Below are 19,162 nucleotides of genomic sequence, written 5' to 3'. Positions count from 1 at the left end.
TAATTCAACGGATTGGACGGACAAGATGACAGATCCCTTGCGCGCAACCGACGTTCTGGCCCGGCGGCTTTACGAGGCGGGCTGCCGCCATGCTTTCGGGATGCCCGGCGGCGAGGTGCTGACGCTGGTTGATGCGCTGACCAAGGCGGGCATCGCCTTTCACCTGGCCAAGCATGAAAACTGTGCAGGTTTCATCGGCGAAGGCGTTCACCATGCGGACGGCGCGCCGGTCATCCTGGTCGCCACCCTCGGGCCCGGCGCGCTGAACGGCATCAACGTGGTCGCCAACGCCCATCAGGACCGGGTACCAATGCTGGTGCTGACGGGCTGCGTCGACGCAGCGGAGGAGCAGAGCTACACCCATCAGGTCCTCGACCACCGCGCGGTCTATGCCCCGATCACCAAGGCCACCTTCCGGCTGGACGCAGACGCCGCGGACCTGATCGTAGACAAGGCGGTCGCCATCGCAACCGCGCCGCGCAACGGGCCGGTGCATATCGACGTGCCGATCTCCACCGCAGACGCGCCGGCCAGGGACCGCGGCATCCGCCGCGCGCCTGCAAGTGCAACCGCGCCAAGCGGTGAGGCGCTGGCGCAGGCGCGTTCCTGGCTGGCGGCGGCGGAGCGCCCGGTGGCGGTGATCGGGCTGGATGCGCTGCAGGAGAACGCCGGTACTGCCCTCCGCACCTTCCTCGAACAACACCAGATCCCCTTCGTCACCAGCTACAAGGCCAAGGGCATCCTCCCCGAGGATCACCCGCTGTGCCTTGGCGGCGCGGGCCTGTCTCCGCTGGCGGACAAGCACCTGCTGCCGCTGGTGCGGGAAGCCGATCTGGTGCTCTGCATCGGGTACGACCCGATCGAGATGCGCCCCGGCTGGCGCAATGTCTGGGACGCGGAGACCCAGAACGTCATCGACATCGCCCCCGTGGCCAACACCCACTACATGCATCAGGCGGGCCTGAACTTCCTGTCCGCCATTGCCCCCACGCTGGAGGCGCTGTCCGATGGAACCGAACCTCGCGAGGCCTGGACCTGCGGCCGCCCGGCCGCTGTAAAGGCGGCGCTGGCAGAGGCTTTCCCGCAAGACGACGACTGGGGGCCTGCCGGTGTCATCGCCGAATGCCGTGCCGTGCTGCCCCCGGATACCCTTGCAACCGCCGACAGCGGCGCCCACCGCATTCTGCTGAGCCAGATGTGGGAATGCTCCGAGCCGCGCGGCCTGATCCAGTCCTCAGCGTTGTGCACCATGGGCTGCGCAGTGCCGATGGCGATCGGGCGCAAGCTGGCGCAGCCGGAGCGCCCGGTTGTCAGCTTCTCGGGCGACGCCGGGTTTCTGATGGTCGCGGGCGAACTCTCCACCGCGGCAGAGCTGGGCGTGGCGCCGATCTTCGTGGTCTTTGCGGATGCCAGCCTTGCGCTGATCGAGCTCAAGCAGCGGCAGCGGCAGCTTGCCAACGGCGGGGTGGATTTTGCGGAACACGACTTTGCCGCGATGGGCCGGGCCTTTGGCGGCAATGGGGTGACGGTGACCAGCCGTGCCGAACTGCGCGCCGCCTTGCAGGACGCGCTGACAGCAGACAAGTTCACAGTGATTTCGGCAGTGATCGAACGCGGAGGCTACGATGGCCGCATCTGACATGCTCCCCCACGGCGCCCTGAACGGGGTCAAGGTTCTCGACCTCTCCCGCATCCTGGCTGGGCCCACCTGCACCCAGCTCTTGGGCGATCTCGGCGCCACAGTGATCAAGGTTGAAAACCCCAAGACCGGCGGGGATGACACCCGCCAGTGGGGGCCTCCCTATGTGACCGATGCGGACGGAAACCAATCCGACCTCTCGGCCTATTTCATGGCCGCCAACCGCAACAAACGCTCGGTAGCCATTGATATTGCAACGGAAGAAGGCCAGCAGGCCATCCGGCGTCTGGCGGCCGAGGCCGATATCCTGATCGAGAACTTCAAACCCGGCGGGCTGGCCAAATACGGGCTGGATTACGCCAGCCTCAAGGATGATCTGCCCGGCCTGATCTACTGCTCCATTTCGGGATACGGCCAGACCGGCCCCAACAGCCACAAGCCCGGCTATGACATCATGGCCCAAGGCTTTGGCGGCATCATGTCCCTGACCGGAGAGCCGGACGGCCAGCCGATGAAGGCAGGCGTCGGCATCGCTGATGTGATGTGCGGCATGTACGCCTGCATCGGCATCCTGTCCGCCCTCCACCACCGGGAAAAGACCGGCGAAGGCCAGCAGATCGACCTGGCGCTGGTCGATGCCCAGATCGCCTGGCTGATCAACGAGGGCGTCGCCTATCTGAACACCGGCCAGATCCCCAAGCGCCGCGGCAATGAGCATCCCAGCATCATGCCCTATGGAGTGTATGAAACCTCTGACGGGCACGTGATCCTGGCAGTGGGCAACGACAGCCAGTTCCGCCGTTTCATGGAGTTCCTCAAGCTTGAGGGCCTGGCCGAGGATGCGCGGTTTGCCACCAACCCGGCCCGTTTGCAGCACCGCGATGCGCTGAATGCGATCCTGATCCCGTCCGTGCAGCGGTTCACCACGGATGAGGTTCTGGCCGCCATGGAGGCCCGCAAGGTGCCTGCCGGTCCGGTGCAAAACCTGGAGACCCTGTTCGCCACCGGCCAGGTCGAAGCCCGCAATATGGCCATAGGCATGGACACCGCGGCCGGTCCGGTCAAGCTGTTGGGCAACCCGCTGAATTTCTCCCGCACGCCGGTGACATACCGGCACGCGCCGCCCCGCTGCGGCGAAGGCACGGAGGAGCTGCTGGGGTCCGACTCGCCCTTTGACGGGTCTTGAGCAGGCAGAACCGCGGCGGCTTTCTGCCAAGTGTTACAGTTTCCGGCAAATCACCGCCAAAACAGCGCGGTAATTGCCGGCTGCTAACCGCGCCTCTTGCAGAAATTTGCCCGGAAAACCTACACATCCGGTGAAATTTCCGGCCAGGCGCACACAGGCTATCACCAAACCGCGAGCAGGGTTCGCCCGGGCCAATCCTATGGCCTACTGTTCAGCAGGACACAGACACTGCGCTCAATTCAGAACAATGATTGGACTCTCATGACGCATGATATCTTCGGCCAAGACAGCAGCCTGACCGATGCAGCCGCACAGCAGGATTGGAACGCCGTGCAGCTGGGAGTTCTGTCCCACGCAGCCGTGACCGCGGATCACCTGGGCGCGGTGCTGAAGGCCGCGCCTGAGTTTGCCCTGGGCCATGCGATCAAGGGGCTGTCGCTGCTGATGCTGGGGCGCTCTGAGCTGGTGCCGGCTGCGCGCGAAGCGCTGCGCGATGCCAAGGCCTGTTACGAGGGCGCCCTGCCGCGTGAGCGCAAATACGTGGATGCGCTGGAAAACTGGCTGGCCGGCCGCCCCACCCTGGCGATCCAGCGGATGGAAGAGGTGCTGGACGTCTGCCCGCAGGACACCCTGGCGATGAAGCTCAGCCACGGCATCCGCTTTATCATGGGCGATCCCGCAGGGATGCGCGCCTCGATCGAGCGGGTGCTGCCGGCCTACGCGCCGGACCATGCGGGCCGCGGTTACCTGCTGGGCTGCCATTCCTTTGCGCTGGAGGAAACCGGCGATTATGAGCGCGCCGCCAATGCCGGCCGGCAGGCGCTGTGGATGGCGCCGGATGATGCCTGGGGCCTGCATGCGGTGGCGCATGTGCACGACATGACCGGCAACGCCGAAGCCGGGCTCGACTGGCTGCACGGCCGCGAGGAAGCCTGGGCGCATTGCAACAACTTCCGCTATCACGTCTGGTGGCACAAGGCGCTGATGCATCTGGACCTGGGCCAGATGGATGAGGCCATCGCGCTTTATGACACCGAGGTGCGCAAGGACCGGACGGACGACTACCGCGACATCTCCAACGCGACCTCGCTGCTGTCGCGGCTGGAGCTGGAGGGGGTGGACGTGGGCAGCCGCTGGGAGGAGCTGGCGAATCTCTGTGCCGCCCGGACCGAGGACGGCAGCCTGATTTTTGCCGATCTGCACTATCTGCTGGCCCTGACCGGGCACCGCAAGGAAGACGCTCACCGGCTGGTGCAGCGGATTTACGCCGATGCGGAACGCGGCGGCACCGAGGCGCGGGCGCGCATGGCGGACCCCGGCTGCGCCGCCGCGGACGGGCTGGAAGCCTTCGGAGACGGTAATTACAAGGCCGCTTTCAACCACTTATCCACAGCCCGCGCCACCCTGCAGCTGGCCGGCGGCAGCCACGCGCAACGCGATGTTTTTGAACGCATAACCATAGACGCGGGAATCCGCTCAGGCCAGCTTGACGAAGTCGAAGCAATCCTTGATGACCGCCGCGCCAAGCGGGGCGGCGCAGAGGACAACTATGCGCTTGCCCGCCGCACCCTGATTGCCGAGGCCCGAGATCCGTCCGGGGCCAAAAGCGTACCTGCCGAATAAGACCCTCAAGGACCAAAACCACAGATGTCCAGCGTTGCGCCCTTTCCCGGGCCTCAAAAAGACCCAGCCGCCGCCAACCGCGCAGTGCCCCCGCCGCAGGCGGTCCAGACGCGCGTGCGCGACCCGCGGCTCGACTTCTACCGCGGCATCGCCATGTTCATCATCCTGGCAGCCCATATCCCGGGCAACCGCTGGGCGGGATGGATCCCAGCGCGGTTCGGGTTTTCCGATGCAACCGAGATTTTTGTCTTCTGCTCCGGCATGGCTTCTGCCATCGCCTTCGGCAGCTCTTTTGACCGCCAAGGCTGGTGGCTGGGCACTGCCCGCGTCGCCTACCGCTGCTGGCAGGTCTACTGGGCCCATATCGGGCTGTTCTTCTTCCTTGCCGCATCAATGGCGGCACTGGACCTCTATGGCAGCTTCGACAAGAGCTATATCGGCTCCTTGAACCTGCACTGGTTCTTCAACAACACCGTGCAGCAGCTCACCGGCATCTTCACCCTGACCTATGTCCCCAACTACTTCGACATCCTGCCGATGTATCTGGTGGTGCTGCTGCTGATGCCGCTGATGATGGGGCTGGAGAAGGCCGGGGTGTGGGCCGTGGCGATGGCGTCCGTGCTGATCTGGCTGACCGCCAACCCCTACATTCTCGGCCTCGGCCCCAACGGTGTCTCGCTGCCGGCAGAGCCGTGGTCAGACCGCGAGTGGTTCTTCAACCCCTTCGGCTGGCAGCTGCTGTTCTTCACCGGCTTTGCCTTCATGAAGGGCTGGCTGCCCAAGCCGCCGGTTTCCAAGGTGCTGGTTGTGCTGGCCGCCGGTTTCGTCATCTTCTCCGCGCCCTTCGGCTCCGGCAAGGTGCTGGGCTGGGTCGAGTACTGGAACATGGATCTGGCCGATGCCATCCGTGAAACCTGGAAGCCCAGCAGCGAATGGCGCGAAAAAACAGACTTCGGCCTGCTGCGCTATACCCACTTCCTGTCGCTCGCCTATCTGGGCTGGGCCGCTGCCGGTGAGGGAGGAAAACGGCTGATTGCCACCGGCCAGTCACTGGCTGCAAGAATTTGGGCCGTATTGTTGCAGGTCGTTACCAAAGTCGGCCAGCAATCGCTTGCGGTGTTTGTGTTTTCGATGGCGCTGGCCCGCTTCATCGGCTTTGCGCTTGACCAGACCGACCGTGCGGTTATGACCACGGCATTCGCCAATATCATTGGATTTTTCCTAATCATTGGCTGCGCTTACGGCGCCGCCTGGTTCAAGTCACAACCCTGGAGAGCCAAGAAATGAGCTCTTTTTCCCGCCGTACCTTTCTGGCTGCCGCGCTTGGCAGCACCGCCCTGTCCGCGCTGCCCGGGCTGGCCAGCGACGCCGAGCCCTTCAGCCGCGACGCGGTGGTGGCCAAGGCGCGCGCGCTGGCCGCACAAGACTATGCCGAACGCCCGGCCGTGCCGCAGGACTGGCTGGACCAGTCTTATGACGACTACAAGGCGCGCTGGTTCCGCAGCAAGGATGCGTTGTGGTCCAAGACAGACCGCAGCTACAACGTCGATTTCTTCCTGCCCGGGCTCTATTTCCCGCGTGCGGTTCAGATCAACACCGTGACCGGCGGGCTGGCGCAGCCCGTGGCCTTTGACCTGTCGCTGTTTGACAAGACCGACAAGGCACCAGAGCTGACAACCGAAGGCCACCTCGGATATTCCGGCCTGCGCCTGCGCACTGTTCTTGATGATCCCACCCAGAAGACCGAGTTCTGCGTCTTCCAGGGGGCCAGCTATTTCCGCGCCATCGGCATCGGCAACGCCTACGGGCTGTCGGCCCGCGGCCTGGCGCTCAAGACCGCAGATCCCGAAGGCGAAGAGTTCCCCGAGTTTATCGAATTCTGGCTGGAGGCCCCTGCCCCCGGCCAGCGCCACATGGTGGTGCACGCGCTGATGGACTCGCCCTCCGTCACCGGCGCCTACCGGTTCACCATCACCCCCGGCAGCAGCACGGTGATGGAGGTGGAGGCGACCCTGTTCGCCCGCGAGGACCTGAACCACGCGGGCCTTGCGCCGCTCACCTCGATGTTCCTGTTCGACGCCACCAACCGCAACCGCTTTGACGACTTCCGCCCGGCGGTCCATGACAGCGACGGCCTGCTGGTGGTCAACGGCAACGGCGAAACCCTATGGCGGCCGCTGGCCAACCCCACGCGGCTGCAGGTCTCGTCCTTCGTCGATGACAACCCGCGCGGCTTCGGCCTGATGCAGCGCTCGCGCAAGCTGTCGGATTTCAACGACCTCGAAGCGTTTTACCACAACCGTCCCTGCCTGTGGGTGGAACCCAAGGAGGACTGGGGCAAGGGTGCCGTCACCCTGGTGGAAATCCCCGCCGACAAGGAAATCTACGACAACACTGTTGCCTACTGGCGCCCGCGCGAGCCCTATGCCGCCGGATCGGAGATCAGCCTCAGCTACCGCCTCACCTGGGGCGAGGAGCCGGTGCTGCCGATGCCGCGGGTGATCGACACCGCCGAGGGTGCCCGGATCTTTGGCGGGCCGGGCCGGATCGTCACCATCGACTTCGATGCCCATCCCCTGTTCGAGGACGGGCCCGAAGCCCTTGACGTGCACATTCACTCTCCCCATGTGGCGACCAGCGAAGGCGTGCTGCAGCGCAACCCGGAAACCGGCGGCCTGCGTCTCGCCTTCTACTTCGATCCTGGCGATCAGGATCACGTTGAACTTCGCGCCCAGCTCAGGAAAGACGGCAGCCCCGCTTCCGAGGTCTGGCTTTACAGGTGGACCGCATGAACATGGACCGCATGACCACATGTGATCTTATGCCCCCGGAACAGCCGCTGGCGATGCCGGAGCAGGATTTCAGCAAGGACTTCAGGGACGCCGCCGCCCCCGGCGACGCTGCGCCCCGCCAGGTGGCGCTGTGGCGCCTGCTGGCGTTTTCGCCGGCGATGGCCGCCACGGGTGTGCTCACCTGGGTGATGCAGGGCTGGTTCGCCGATGATGGCTTTTCCGTGCTGGAAGCCGTTCTGCTCGCATTGATCGCCTTCAACTTCTTCTGGATCGCCTTCACCGTCTCCACCGTGCTGCTGGGCCTTTACGGCCTGTCGCGCCGGGAAAAGACCGTGGCGCGCGGCCCCGCGCGCCCGATGAAGGTGGCGCTGCTGATGCCGGTCTACAACGAAGTGCCCTGGTATGTGCTGGGCAACGCCCAGACCATGCTGCAAGAGCTGCACGGCCGCGGCGGCCAGCATGAATACGCGATGTTCATCCTGTCCGACACCCGCGACGACGCGATTGCCGAACAGGAGCGCGCCAGCGTCGAGGCGCTGCGCACCATGCTGCCCGAAGGCGCTGAGCTCTACTACCGCCGCCGCGCCGACAACGAAGGCCGCAAGGTCGGCAATATCTCCGACTGGGTGCGCCGCTGGGGCGCAGGCTATGAGGCGATGCTGGTGCTGGACGCCGACAGCCTGATGACCGGCCGCGCCATTGCCCGCCTTGCCGATGCGCTGGCCCGCGATCCAAGCGCCGGCCTGATCCAAAGCTATCCGCAGCTTATTGGCGCACAGTCGGTCTTTGGCCGCATGCAGCAGTTCGCAAATGGCGTCTATGGCCTCGCGCTGGCCGAGGGCCTGGCCCGCTGGGCCGGGCATGAGGGCAACTACTGGGGCCACAACGCCATCATCCGCACCCGCGCCTTTGCCGCCTGTGCCGGCCTGCCGCTCCTGCGCTCGCGCTTCGGCGGCGGTGAAAAGCTGATCATGAGCCATGATTTTGTCGAGGCCGGCCTGCTGCGCCGGGCCGGCTGGTCGGTGCGCTTCCTGCCCCGCATCCGCGGATCGTATGAGGAAACTCCGGCCACACTGATCGACCACATCCTGCGCGACCGCCGCTGGTGCCAAGGCAACCTGCAGCACCTGAACCTGCTGCACGCCAAGGGCTTCCGCGCGATCTCCCGCTTCCACCTGTTTGCGGGCGCGATCGGCTACCTGATGGCGCCGGTGTGGTTTGCGCTGCTGGTCCTCTGGGCCATCATCGGCCGCAGCGAAGAGGCGTCCGTCATCAGCTATTTCAGCGAGGCCAACCCGTTCCGCCCCAACTGGCCGGATATGTCGGAGCCCAAGCACGTGCTGGTGATCATCCTGATCTACGCGATGCTGCTGGCCCCCAAGATCCTGGCGGCTGCGGCTCTGCCGCTGACCGGCAGCCGGTTTTCCGAATACGGCGGCCCGGTGCATTTCGCGCTGTCCTTCCTGTCCGAGGTGGTTCTCGCGATCCTTTATGCGCCGATCCTGATGGTGCAGCAGATGATCGCGGTGTTCCGCACCGCGCTCGGCCTGCAGCGCGGCTGGGCGCCCCAGGCCCGCGACGGCGGCAGCTACTCCTTGCGCACGCTGCTCACCTGCCACGCGCTGGAAACTGTCAGCGGCGTTGCGCTCTGGGCCGGGATTCTGACTGGCACCGTGTCGCTGTGGCTGGCCCCGATTGCGCTGTCGCTGGTGCTGGCGGTGCCGCTGTCGGCACTGTCGGGTGTCAAGACAGTGAACCGCATCCGCCACTGGATGGCCACGCGGGAGGAGTTCACCGAACCCCAGATCACCCGCGCCGCCCGTGCCGCCCGCGCCGAGCTGAAGGCGCTGCTGGACGGCAGCCCCGTCCGCGGCACCCCGGCAGAGTAAGCCCGGACCGCAGGGGAAAGTCTCCCGCGCCCGCAGGATACCCCGGCTGCGCCGGGACATCCTTGGCAGCCTTGGGCCCGGCGCCGCGCTGACGCGCGGCGCTGTTGCGTAAAACCGCAACCGCCTGTCCGAGGGCAGTCCGCCGCCATCACAGAACCACAGCAGCGCGCCCGCAAGGGCGCGCTGCCGGGCCCAACGCTTTGACGGAAATCTCTGATTTACGGGCAAAGGGGCGGGAGACCGCGGCCCGGACCGGGCGCTACGGGATATTCAGCGCACAGCCGGTTCACTCTCGAACCAATCCGCCATCCAGCCCGCCCAGCCCTTTGGCACCGTATGGCCACCGTCAAACAGCACCATTTCGATATCCGCCCCCGGCCCGCAGTCCCAGCGGCGGCGCAGCAGGCCGTCTTCGCTCCATGCTCTGTCCGGCGCATGAGAGGTGCAGCCATTGGCCTGCCGCCACAGTTCCAGCCCGGCAAAGACATCGCCCTGCTCCCAGCGCCCGCCGCCCAGCACACGGCCTTCCAGCGGCACCACCTCGTCGCGCCAGCCATGCACCTGTAACAGCCGCACCGGCCCCTCGCAGCGCTCCGGCTGCGGTCGCCAGAAGCCACCCGACAGCGGCGCATAGGCGGCAAAGGCCCCGGAGTTGCGGCAGGCCAGGTAATGGACCATGAAGGCACCTGCGGAGAACCCGGCCAGGACGGTCTGCGCCCGGGATGTGCCAAACCGGCCCGAGGCATCTGCCAGCACCGAGGCAAAGAACGCGCCTTCATCCCGGCCTTCATCAAAAGGGCCGAAGCCCCAGTTCTGCGGCCCGGTGCCGCCGCGTTTGCGGCCCTCCGGTGCAATCACTGCGTAGCCGCGTGCCGTAAGCCCCTGCACAAGCGCCGCGTTCTTCAGCACTTGCGCACCGCTGCCGCCGTAGCCGTGCAGGATCATCACCACCGGCAGCGGCGCAGCGGACGCCTCCGGCAGCACGATGTGATAGCGGCCGTCTTCCACCGCGCAGGGTTCCGGCTCCGCGCCGCAGCCCGCGGCCGCCCCGCTGGTCCATGCCGCAAACAGCGCCGCAGCCGTGGCGCCCTTGGCCAGCCCCCTGATCACCCCTGCCACCGGGCCACCGGCAGGTTGCCTGCAATCCACCCGGGACCCGCGGCAGAACCCAGCATGCCTTCGGGGACGTCGATCACATTGGTGAAGCCCGCCTCCGCCAGCGCCAGCGTCATCCGCGCCGAGCGCACGCCCCGGGCGCAGATCAGCGCCACCGGCGCCGCGCGGTCCGGCCCGGCCACCGCCTGCAAGGCGGCAATGAAATCCTCGCGCCGCATGTCGATCTGGTGGCTGCCCACGGGCACCCCCGACGCGCGCCATTCCTGCGGCGTGCGGATGTCCACCAGGATGATGCCGCCGTCCCGGGCCGCGGCAAAGGCCTCTGCCGCGCTCAGCCGCGGCTGGTCATGCGCGGGCGGCTGCCTGCGGTGCCACCAGTAGCCAAAGCCGCCTGCGGCCGCCGCGCCGCCCAGCAGCATCAGCCGCCGCGTCAGGGTTGCAGTATCCGCCTGTGCTCCGGGCATTCGGCCTCCGCATCTCCGCTTGCCGCCACTGGACCGTGGTCCTGCCCCCAGATCTAGCAGCTTGAAGCTTTCCAATCACCAGAAATGGAGGGTTTCGGACAGTCAAGTTCTTGTTATTGCGCGCGCATCCCCCAAATATAGGCGCAACAATAGTATCAATTCCGTCCCGGGGCTGCGGCATTCTTACCGTATCAGGGGCGGCGGGGGTGGTTCTGGGCTGAAAAATTGCTTAGCACTGGACCAAAAAATAACGACGCGCCAACCCGACAGGAGACCTGCACGTGTCCCTTTTCCTGATTGCGGCCCTGCCCTTTCTCGGAGCCGTCTTCCCAGCGCTTTTGATCCGCGCCGGACGCAATGCCGCAGCTTCAGCCGCCGGGCTGACCACATTCCTCGCCTTTACGGGTCTGATGCTGCATATCCCGGCCATCTTCCGCGGCGAGACGGTATTTGCCGCAGTGAATTGGCTGCCCGCCCTTGGCCTCAACGCCCATTTCTTCCTCGACGGGCTGGGCTTCCTGTTTGCGGCAATGATCCTCGGGATCGGCCTGCTGATCATCCTCTACGCCCGGTTCTACCTCTCGCGCGAAGATCCGATGGGCCAGTTCTACAGCTATCTCTTGCTGTTTCAGGGCGCCATGGTCGGTATCGTTCTGTCCGACAACATCCTGCTTTTGCTGGTGTTCTGGGAGCTTACCTCGCTCAGCTCCTTCCTGCTGATCGGATATTGGAAGCATCTGCCCGAAGGCCGCCAAGGCGCGCGGATGGCGCTGGCCGTCACAGGCTCCGGCGGGCTGGCGATGATTGCGGGGATGCTGATCCTGGGCCATATCGCAGGCTCCTATGACCTCAGCGTGATCCTGCAGAACAAGGAGGCGATCCAGGCCTCGCCGCTGTATCTGCCCGCGCTGATCCTGATCCTTCTGGGCGCCTTCACCAAATCGGCGCAGTTCCCCTTTCACTTCTGGCTGCCGCACGCGATGGCCGCGCCGACGCCGGTGTCGGCCTACCTGCACTCCGCCACCATGGTGAAGGCCGGGCTGTTCCTGATGGCGCGGCTGTGGCCGGTTCTGGCAGGCACGCCGGAATGGTTCTACATCGTTGCCACCACCGGCCTTGTCACGATGCTGATCGGTGCTGTGATCGCGCTGTTCAAGGATGACCTCAAGGCGCTCTTGGCGTTTTCCACCGTCAGCCACCTGGGCCTGATCACCATGCTGCTGGGCTTTGGCACCAAGTTCGCCGCGGTCGCCGCGGTCTTTCACATCATCAACCACGCCACTTTCAAGGCGGCGCTGTTCATGACCGCGGGCATTGTCGACCATGAGGCCGGCACCCGCGACATCAAGCGCCTTGGCGGATTGCGCCACCTGATGCCTGTCACCTTCACCATCGGCACGGTGGCAGCGCTGTCGATGGCGGGAGTTCCGCCTCTGAACGGTTTCCTGTCCAAGGAGATGATGCTGGAGGAAGCCTCCCACACCATCTGGAACGGCTCGCACCTGATCGTGCCCGCACTGGTCACGGCAGCCGCGGTGTTCTCGGCGGCCTATTCCTTCCGCTTCATCGCCCATGTCTTCCTTGGCCCCAAGCGCGAGGATTACCCCGGCCACCCGCATGACCCCAACACCGGCATGTGGATCGGCCCCGCCTTCCTGGTGCTGCTGGTGGTGCTGATCGGCTTTGCCTCGGCCAAGATCGCAGGCCCGATGGTCGCCACCGCCGCCAGCGCGGTGATCGGCGGCGAGAAGCTGCCCTATTACTCGCTCAAACTCTGGCACGGGCTGACCCCGGCGCTGTATATGTCGATCTTTGCGGTGATCGGCGGTGCGGTCCTGCTGGCGCTGCATAAACCGCTGGCCCGCGCCTGGGACGCGGCCCCGCGGCCCGAGGCCAAGGTGATCTTTGAGGGCCTTATCGGCGCCTTTACCCGCCTCAGCCAGGCAGTTACCGGCGGGCTGCACAACGGTGCCCTGACCCGTTACTCCGCGGTGATGGTTACCTTTACCGTGGTGATTGCCTACCTGGCCTATCGGGGCGGCACCCTGGGCGCGCCGACGCGCAGCTTGCAGGAACCCGGCCTGCTGCCGGTGACCGGCTGGTTCGCCATGGTTGTTGCAACGCTGTTCATCGTGGTGAAGCACCGCAACCGCCTGCTGTCGCTGGTGCTGATCGGCGTGATCGGCCTGGTGGTGTCGATGTCGTTCAACTACCTCTCGGCGCCGGACCTGGCGCTGACCCAGATCTCGGTCGAGGTGGTGACCATCATCCTGATGCTGCTGGCGCTGAACTTCATGCCCAAGGAAACCCCGGTCGAAACCCCGGTGCTAACCCGTGTGCGCGATGGCGCCATTTCGGTGGTCGCGGGCCTGGGCGCAGGCGGGCTGATCTATGCGCTCTTGATGCGCGATTTTGCCTTCCCGACAATCTCGGATTTTCACCTCGCCAATTCCTACAAGGGCGGCGGCGGCACCAATGTGGTGAACGTGATCCTGGTCGACTTCCGCGGCTATGACACCTTTGGCGAGATCATCGTGCTGGGGATCGCCGCCATGGTGATCTTTGCCCTGACCGAGGCGGTGCTGGGCTCCCGCGTGCGTGCCTACCTGTTGAACCGCGAGCCGGACCTGCCGCAGGCGGGCGACAGCCACCCGCTGATGATGGTGGTGGCGACCCGGGTGATGATGCCGCTGGCGCTGATGGTGGCGGCCTATATCTTTTTCCGCGGCCACAACCTGCCGGGCGGCGGCTTTATTGCCGGCCTGGTCGCGGCGATCGCGATCATCATGCAGTACATGGCCTCGGGCTTTGCCTGGGCGACCGAGCGGCAGCGCTATCCCTATCACGCCATTATCGGCTCCGGCGTGCTGATTGCCGCCTCCACCGGCATGGGCGCCTGGTTCAACGGGATGCCGTTCCTTACCAGCGCCTTCGGCTATATCCACTGGGCTCCGCTGGAGGAGTTCGAGTGGGCCACTGCCGCGCTCTTCGACCTCGGCGTCTTCCTGGCGGTTGTGGGCGCGGTGCTGCTGGCACTGGAAAGCCTGTCGCGCTTTGCCTGGCAGCCGGGCATCAGCTCTGAACACGCGATGGATATCAACCCGGCCCGCGAGGACGCGGCCAAGACCGGGACGGAGGGATAAGCATGGAACTTCTCGTCGCCTCGGCCGTGGGCATCCTGACTGCGGCCGGCATCTACCTGATCCTGCGCCGCCGCAGCTTCCCGGTGATCCTGGGCCTGTCGCTGATCACCTATGCGGTGAACGTCTTCCTGTTTGCCTCCGGGCGGCTGATGACCGCCGCACCGCCGATTCTCAACAAATACGAGGAGGTGGTCTATACCGATCCGCTGCCGCAGGCGCTGGTGCTGACTGCCATCGTGATCTCCTTTGGCATGACAGCGGTGGTGGTGATGATCGCGCTGGGGGCCTTCCTGTCGTCGCGCGATGACCGCACCGCCCTGCCCGCAGAGCCCGAAGGCGCAGGGGAGGACGCATGATGGAGCATCTTCTGATCGCGCCGGTGGTGCTGCCTGCCCTGGTTGCGCCTTTCATCATCATGGTGCTGCGCCACCACCTGGACCTGCAGCGGATCTTCTCGGTCGCCAGCGCGGTGCTGCTGGCCGGCGTGACCTTGGCGCTGGCCGCACAGGCTGCGGACGGCACCGTCAAGGTCTATGAGCTGGGCGACTGGCCCGCGCCCTTTGGCATTGTGCTGGTGCTGGACCGGCTGTCGGGCATGATGATCGTGCTGACCTCGCTTTTGGCGCTGCCGGTGCTGCTTTATACCATTGGTTCAGGCTGGGACACCCGCGGCAGCAACTTCCACGCGCTGTTCCAGTTCCAGCTGATGGGCATCATGGGCGCTTTCCTGACCGGCGACGCCTTCAACCTGTTCGTCTTCTTCGAGGTGCTGCTGATCGCCTCCTATGGCCTCATGATCCACTCCGGCGGCACCCGCCGGTTCCAGGCGGGCGTGCAGTATGTGGTGTTCAACCTCCTGGGCTCCACCCTGTTCCTGTTCGCGCTCGGCACGCTTTACTCGGTGACCGGCACGCTGAACATGGCCGACCTTGCGGTTAAGGTCGCACAGATCCCGGCCGAAGACACCGCCCTCCTGCGGGCCGGCGCGGTGATGCTGCTGCTGGTTTTTGCCATCAAGGCCGCGCTGCTGCCGCTGCATTTCTGGCTGCCCTCGGCTTATGCCAACGCGCCGATGCCGGTGGCGGCGCTCTTTGCCATCATGACCAAGGTCGGCGCCTATTCGATCCTGCGCATGTACACGCTGGTCTTCGGCCCTGAGGTCGAGGCCACCTCCGGGCTGACCGAAAGCTGGCTGCTGCCCGCCGCGCTGCTGACGCTGATTGCAGGCGCGGTCGGGGTGCTCGGCTCCAACAAGATCGGCCGCCTGGCTGCCTTTGGCGCTATCGCCTCAATGGGCACGCTTCTGATTGCGGTGTCGCTGTTCACCCAGACCGCCACCGCCGCCGCGCTTTACTACCTGGTGCATTCCACCCTGGCCGCGGCGCTGCTGTTCCTGGTTGCCGACCTGGTGATGGAGCGGCAGGGCGGCTGGATCCTGCCGCAGCTGCCGATGCCGCAGACCGGGCTGATCTCGGCGCTGTTCTTTGCCGCCGCTATCGCGCTGGCGGGGATGCCGCCGCTGTCGGGCTTCCTGGGCAAGCTGCTGGTGCTGGATGCCACCCGCGGCTCGGAGCTTGCCACCTGGATCTGGGCGGTGATCCTGATCGGGTCGCTGATCACCATCATCGGCATGGCGCGCGCAGGCTCGCTGCTGTTCTGGAAGGGCCACGGCCTGCCGCAGGAGAACACTGGCACCAGTGAGGAGCCCCCTGTGGAAGATCTGGCTTCCAGACCGGCACCGCTGCCGTTTGTCGCGTGCTTCGGGCTTCTGGCAGGGCTTGTGGCGCTCACCGTCTTTGCCGGCCCCGCCACCCGCTATGCAGAGGCCACCGCAGCGCAGCTCTTTGCGCCTGAAGCCTATATCGGTACCGTGCTGGGGGAGGAGGAGAAATGAAACTGTTCCGGCGGCTGCTGCCGCACCCATTGCTCACACTGCTGCTGACCCTCACCTGGCTGCTGCTTGTCAACGGATGGTCGCTGAACTCGCTGCTCTTCGGCTTTATGCTGGGGGTGCTGATCCCGTTTTTCACCCAGCCCTACTGGCCCAACCGGCCGCGGCTCAGCAAACCGCTGAAGATCGCGGAATACGTCCTGGTCGTGCTGATGGACATCATTCAGGCCAATATCATCGTGGCCCGGATCGTGCTGTTCAAACCCAACGCCGACCGCCGCCCCAACTGGATCACCATCCCGCTGGACCTGAAAACGCCCGAGGCGATCACCGCCCTGGCCGGCACCATCACCATGACCCCCGGCACCCTGTCGGCGGATGTTTCGGACGAGGGCCACGCGCTGCTGGTCCACTGCCTGGACGCGCCCAACCCGGACGCGGTGCGCGACGAGATCAAACAGCGCTATGAGCGCCGGCTGATGGAGATCTTCGAATGATCGAAAACGCTGCCTATTTCGCCTTTGCCTGTTTCGCCCTGGCGATGCTGATGAACCTGTGGAAGGTCGTCACCGCCCCGGATATCGCCGACCGCATCCTGGCGCTCGATACCATGTTCATCAACGCCATCGCGCTGATGGTGCTTTACGGCATGGCGCTGGGGACCGAGATGTTCTTTGAGGCGGCGATGATCATCGCCATGCTCGGCTTTGTCTCCACCGTGGCCTACGCGCGCTTCATCCTGCGCGGCAACATCATCGAGTGAGGGGGAAAGATGGCAAGCCTGTTTGAATTCCTTGTCGCCGCCTTCCTGGTGATTGCCGGGATCTTCGGAATCGTCGGCTCCTTCGGGCTGATCAAGCTCGACGATCCGATGTCGCGCCTGCACGCGCCGACCAAGGCCACCACCCTGGGGGTCGGCGGGGTGCTGCTGGCCTCGCTGCTGCATGCGGCGGTGTTCGAGGAATATGTCTCGGTGCATGAGCTGATGATCACCATGTTCCTGTTCCTGACCGCGCCAATCACCGCGAATTTCATTGCCAAGGTGCACATCCACCGGCAAGAAACCCGCGAAACCATGCCCCCGGCGGGCGAGGATGACCATTGGGCCACACATGACACGCCGGAGGACGAGGAACAGAGAACCGCAGGCCGCCCGGACGCCGCGCAATAAGCGCAGCCGCCCCGCCGGGGCCGGCCCGCCGCAGAGGCAGGACAGCATATGGAACCTTCGCGATTGCCGCTCACCCGCGATCTGGTACTGATCGGCGGCGGCCACACCCACGCGCTGGTGCTGCGCAAATGGGGCATGCGGCCCCTGCCCGGCGCCCGGCTGACGGTCATCAACCCGGGTCCCTCCGCACCTTATTCCGGCATGCTGCCCGGTTTTGTTGCAGGCCATTACGCGCGCGAGGAGCTGGACATCGACCTGGTGCGCCTTGCGCGTTTTGCAGGCGCCCGCGTGGTGCTGGGCGCGGCAGAGCATATCGACACCGCAGCCCAGCTGGTGCATGTGGCGGGCCGCCCGCCAATTGCCTATGACGTGGCCTCGATCGACGTCGGCATCACCTCCGCCATGCCGGACCTGCCGGGCTTTCCCGAGCACGGCATCCCAGCCAAGCCGCTGGGACGCTTCGCCGCGCAGTGGGCCGCCTTCCGCGAGGGCAGCGGCCCCGCCCATGCCGCGGTGATCGGCGGCGGGGTTGCCGGTGCGGAGCTGATCCTGGCCATGGCCTATGCCCTGAAATCCCGCGGCCGCCTGGCCCAGGCGACGCTGATCGACAGCGACCAGGCCTTGCGCGCCATCGGGGACACCGCCCGCCGCAAGCTCCTGCGCGCCCTCGTGGAACAAGGCGTCCGGCTGAAGGAGAACGCGCCGGTCGAGCGGATCGAGGACGGCTATATCGTCCTGCAGGACGGGCGCGAGGTCCTGTCGGATTTCACCACCGGCGCCGCGGGCGCCCGTCCCTACGGCTGGCTCGCAGACAGCGGGCTTGACCTTCAGGACGGGTTCATCCGGGTGGGTGAAACCCTGCAAACCTCCGCCGCCAATGTCTTTGCCGCGGGCGACTGCGCCCATATGGACTTCGCCCCGCGCCCCAAGGCCGGCGTCTATGCGGTGCGCCAGGCCCCGGTGCTCTGCCACAACCTGCGCGGCTTCCTGACCGGAGATCCCTTGCGCAAGTACCGCCCGCAGAAGGATTACCTGAAACTGATCTCCATGGGCTCCAGGGAAGCGCTGGGGGAGCGTTTCGGCACCACACTGGCGGGGCCGATGATGTGGAGCTGGAAGGACAGGATCGACCAGGCCTTCATGGAAAAGTTCCGCGACCTGCCTGCGATGGACCCGCCGGACCTGCCGGCTGAACACACGCAAGGCATGGAGGAGGCGCTGGGGGACAAGCCCCTCTGCGGCGGCTGCGGCGCCAAGGTCGGCCGCGGCGCGCTGCTGGGCACGCTGGCCGGGCTGAACAGCCATGGCCGTGATGACATCACACCCCTGCCCGGCGACGATGCCGCCCTGCTGACCACCGGCGGCGTCAAACAGGTCATCAGCACCGACCACCTGCGCAGCTTCACGAACGATCCGGTGATGATGGCCCGGATCGCTGCCGTTCACGCGCTGGGGGACATCTGGGCGATGGGAGCCGAACCGCAGGCGGCCACCGCCAACCTGATCCTGCCGCGGATGTCGCCGGAGCTGCAGAGCCGCACCCTGCTGGAAATCATGGCGGCCGCAACTGAGGTCATGCAGGACGCTGGCGCCGCCATCATCGGCGGCCACACTTCGCTGGGTGATGAGCTGACCGTGGGCTTCACTGTTACCGGCCTCTGCCCCCGCCCCGTAATCACCCTTGCAGGCGCCAAGCCCGGCGACGCGCTGATCCTGACCAAGCCGATCGGCTCCGGCGTGCTGATGGCCGCCGAGATGGCGGGCGAGGCCAAAGGAGACTGGGTGGCCGCGGCGCTGGAGCAGATGAGCCAGCCGCAAGGCGAAGCCGCCCGCATCCTGCAAGACGCCCATGCAATGACCGATGTCACCGGCTTTGGACTGCTCGGGCACCTGCTCGGCATCTGCGAGGCGTCCCGCGCAGGCGCCGAGGTCTTCACTGGTCAGGTGCCCCTGATGCAGGGCGCCGCCGAACTGGCCGAGCGCGGCATCCGCTCCTCGCTGCTGCCCGCCAACCAGGCCGCGCTGCCGGAGCTGAAAACCGCCGGCTGGCAAGACCTGCTGTTCGACCCGCAAACCGCAGGCGGGCTGCTGGCGGCTGTTGCCGCAGACCGGGCGGAAAACCTGCTGGAGCAGCTGCGCGCTGCTGGCTGCCCCGCAGCCAATATCGGCAAAGTGACGTCAAACCCGGGGGCAATCACGTTCAGCAGCTAACGGCTGCCGGTCCAAGGAAAACTCCGGGCCGGATAGA

Annotated in this window: 15 protein-coding genes; 13 read left to right on the top strand and 2 right to left on the bottom strand. The window is 65.8% G+C overall.

Going from position 1 to position 19,162, the window contains the following annotated elements; all coding sequences use genetic code 11:
* The first annotated feature begins 25 nt into the window (after positions 1–25).
* The 6 genes from ACXAED_RS16210 (at position 26) to mdoH (ending at position 9,129) form a co-directional block, all read left to right on the top strand.
* The gene (locus ACXAED_RS16210) at positions 26–1,639 is read left to right on the top strand and encodes a thiamine pyrophosphate-binding protein (protein WP_475051387.1); all 1,614 of its coding nucleotides are present in this window, start codon (positions 26–28) and stop codon (positions 1,637–1,639) included.
* Positions 1,626–2,825, top strand: coding sequence for a CaiB/BaiF CoA transferase family protein (locus tag ACXAED_RS16205; protein WP_475051386.1), 1,200 nt, complete (start codon positions 1,626–1,628; stop codon positions 2,823–2,825). Before ACXAED_RS16210 ends, ACXAED_RS16205 begins: the two co-directional genes overlap by 14 nt.
* A 261-nt stretch (positions 2,826–3,086) precedes the next feature.
* Positions 3,087–4,448, top strand: a complete 1,362-nt coding sequence (locus tag ACXAED_RS16200) for a tetratricopeptide repeat protein (RefSeq protein ID WP_475051384.1) — start codon at positions 3,087–3,089, stop codon at positions 4,446–4,448.
* Positions 4,449–4,472: 24 nt separating this feature from the next.
* Positions 4,473–5,735, top strand: coding sequence for an OpgC family protein (locus tag ACXAED_RS16195; RefSeq protein ID WP_475051383.1), 1,263 nt, complete (start codon positions 4,473–4,475; stop codon positions 5,733–5,735).
* Positions 5,732–7,240, top strand: coding sequence for an OpgD/OpgG family glucan biosynthesis protein (locus ACXAED_RS16190; RefSeq protein ID WP_475051381.1), 1,509 nt, complete (start codon positions 5,732–5,734; stop codon positions 7,238–7,240). Before ACXAED_RS16195 ends, ACXAED_RS16190 begins: the two co-directional genes overlap by 4 nt.
* A 2-nt stretch (positions 7,241–7,242) precedes the next feature.
* On the top strand, positions 7,243–9,129 hold the full coding sequence (gene mdoH, locus ACXAED_RS16185) for a glucans biosynthesis glucosyltransferase MdoH (protein ID WP_475053131.1): 1,887 nt from the start codon (positions 7,243–7,245) through the stop codon (positions 9,127–9,129).
* Positions 9,130–9,399: 270 nt separating this feature from the next.
* Here the strand turns inward: mdoH and ACXAED_RS16180 are convergent, their stop codons facing one another.
* Together ACXAED_RS16180 and ACXAED_RS16175 are read right to left on the bottom strand one after the other, a co-directional pair.
* Complete coding sequence (locus ACXAED_RS16180) at positions 9,400–10,239, bottom strand: CE1 family esterase (RefSeq protein WP_475053129.1); 840 nt, start codon at positions 10,237–10,239, stop codon at positions 9,400–9,402.
* Entirely contained in the window at positions 10,236–10,709 is a 474-nt protein-coding gene (locus ACXAED_RS16175) for a rhodanese-like domain-containing protein (protein ID WP_475051380.1), read from the bottom strand. The genes ACXAED_RS16180 and ACXAED_RS16175 overlap by 4 nt, the downstream gene beginning before the upstream one ends.
* A 281-nt stretch (positions 10,710–10,990) precedes the next feature.
* On the opposite strand from ACXAED_RS16175, the gene ACXAED_RS16170 reads away from it, so the two are divergent.
* Genes ACXAED_RS16170 through selD form a run of 7 tightly spaced genes read left to right on the top strand, consistent with a single transcriptional unit; the run spans position 10,991 to position 19,125 of the window.
* Entirely contained in the window at positions 10,991–13,852 is a 2,862-nt protein-coding gene (locus ACXAED_RS16170) for a monovalent cation/H+ antiporter subunit A (RefSeq protein ID WP_475051379.1), read from the top strand.
* A gap of 2 nt (positions 13,853–13,854) precedes the next feature.
* A complete protein-coding gene (locus ACXAED_RS16165) occupies positions 13,855–14,208 on the top strand; it encodes a Na+/H+ antiporter subunit C (protein WP_475051377.1) in 354 nt (117 codons plus the stop codon).
* Entirely contained in the window at positions 14,208–15,746 is a 1,539-nt protein-coding gene (locus ACXAED_RS16160) for a monovalent cation/H+ antiporter subunit D (RefSeq protein ID WP_475053128.1), read from the top strand. Before ACXAED_RS16165 ends, ACXAED_RS16160 begins: the two co-directional genes overlap by 1 nt.
* Entirely contained in the window at positions 15,743–16,240 is a 498-nt protein-coding gene (locus ACXAED_RS16155) for a Na+/H+ antiporter subunit E (RefSeq protein ID WP_475051376.1), read from the top strand. The genes ACXAED_RS16160 and ACXAED_RS16155 overlap by 4 nt, the downstream gene beginning before the upstream one ends.
* A complete protein-coding gene (locus tag ACXAED_RS16150) occupies positions 16,237–16,506 on the top strand; it encodes a K+/H+ antiporter subunit F (RefSeq protein ID WP_421056042.1) in 270 nt (89 codons plus the stop codon). The genes ACXAED_RS16155 and ACXAED_RS16150 overlap by 4 nt, the downstream gene beginning before the upstream one ends.
* Before the next feature lie 9 nt (positions 16,507–16,515).
* Positions 16,516–16,914, top strand: coding sequence for a Na+/H+ antiporter subunit G (locus tag ACXAED_RS16145; RefSeq protein WP_475051375.1), 399 nt, complete (start codon positions 16,516–16,518; stop codon positions 16,912–16,914).
* Between the two features lie 48 nt (positions 16,915–16,962).
* Positions 16,963–19,125: a selenide, water dikinase SelD gene (selD, locus tag ACXAED_RS16140; RefSeq protein WP_475051374.1), complete on the top strand. Its 2,163-nt coding sequence runs from the start codon at positions 16,963–16,965 to the stop codon at positions 19,123–19,125.
* Positions 19,126–19,162 lie beyond the last annotated feature (37 nt).

Source organism: Leisingera sp. ABM4_103 (assembly GCF_056158685.1).
Note: the sequence above shows the minus strand (reverse complement) of the source record. Positions and strands in the feature narration are given on the sequence as shown.

Coding starts and splice junctions, on each gene's coding strand:
- selD (WP_475051374.1), top strand. CDS start 16,963: ATGGAACCTTCGCGATTGCCGCTCACCCGCGATCTGGTACTGATCGGC.
- ACXAED_RS16155 (WP_475051376.1), top strand. CDS start 15,743: ATGAAACTGTTCCGGCGGCTGCTGCCGCACCCATTGCTCACACTGCTG.
- ACXAED_RS16210 (WP_475051387.1), top strand. CDS start 26: ATGACAGATCCCTTGCGCGCAACCGACGTTCTGGCCCGGCGGCTTTAC.
- mdoH (WP_475053131.1), top strand. CDS start 7,243: ATGGACCGCATGACCACATGTGATCTTATGCCCCCGGAACAGCCGCTG.
- ACXAED_RS16200 (WP_475051384.1), top strand. CDS start 3,087: ATGACGCATGATATCTTCGGCCAAGACAGCAGCCTGACCGATGCAGCC.
- ACXAED_RS16150 (WP_421056042.1), top strand. CDS start 16,237: ATGATCGAAAACGCTGCCTATTTCGCCTTTGCCTGTTTCGCCCTGGCG.
- ACXAED_RS16175 (WP_475051380.1), bottom strand. CDS start 10,709: ATGCCCGGAGCACAGGCGGATACTGCAACCCTGACGCGGCGGCTGATG.
- ACXAED_RS16160 (WP_475053128.1), top strand. CDS start 14,208: ATGGAGCATCTTCTGATCGCGCCGGTGGTGCTGCCTGCCCTGGTTGCG.
- ACXAED_RS16195 (WP_475051383.1), top strand. CDS start 4,473: ATGTCCAGCGTTGCGCCCTTTCCCGGGCCTCAAAAAGACCCAGCCGCC.
- ACXAED_RS16165 (WP_475051377.1), top strand. CDS start 13,855: ATGGAACTTCTCGTCGCCTCGGCCGTGGGCATCCTGACTGCGGCCGGC.
- ACXAED_RS16190 (WP_475051381.1), top strand. CDS start 5,732: ATGAGCTCTTTTTCCCGCCGTACCTTTCTGGCTGCCGCGCTTGGCAGC.
- ACXAED_RS16145 (WP_475051375.1), top strand. CDS start 16,516: ATGGCAAGCCTGTTTGAATTCCTTGTCGCCGCCTTCCTGGTGATTGCC.
- ACXAED_RS16205 (WP_475051386.1), top strand. CDS start 1,626: ATGGCCGCATCTGACATGCTCCCCCACGGCGCCCTGAACGGGGTCAAG.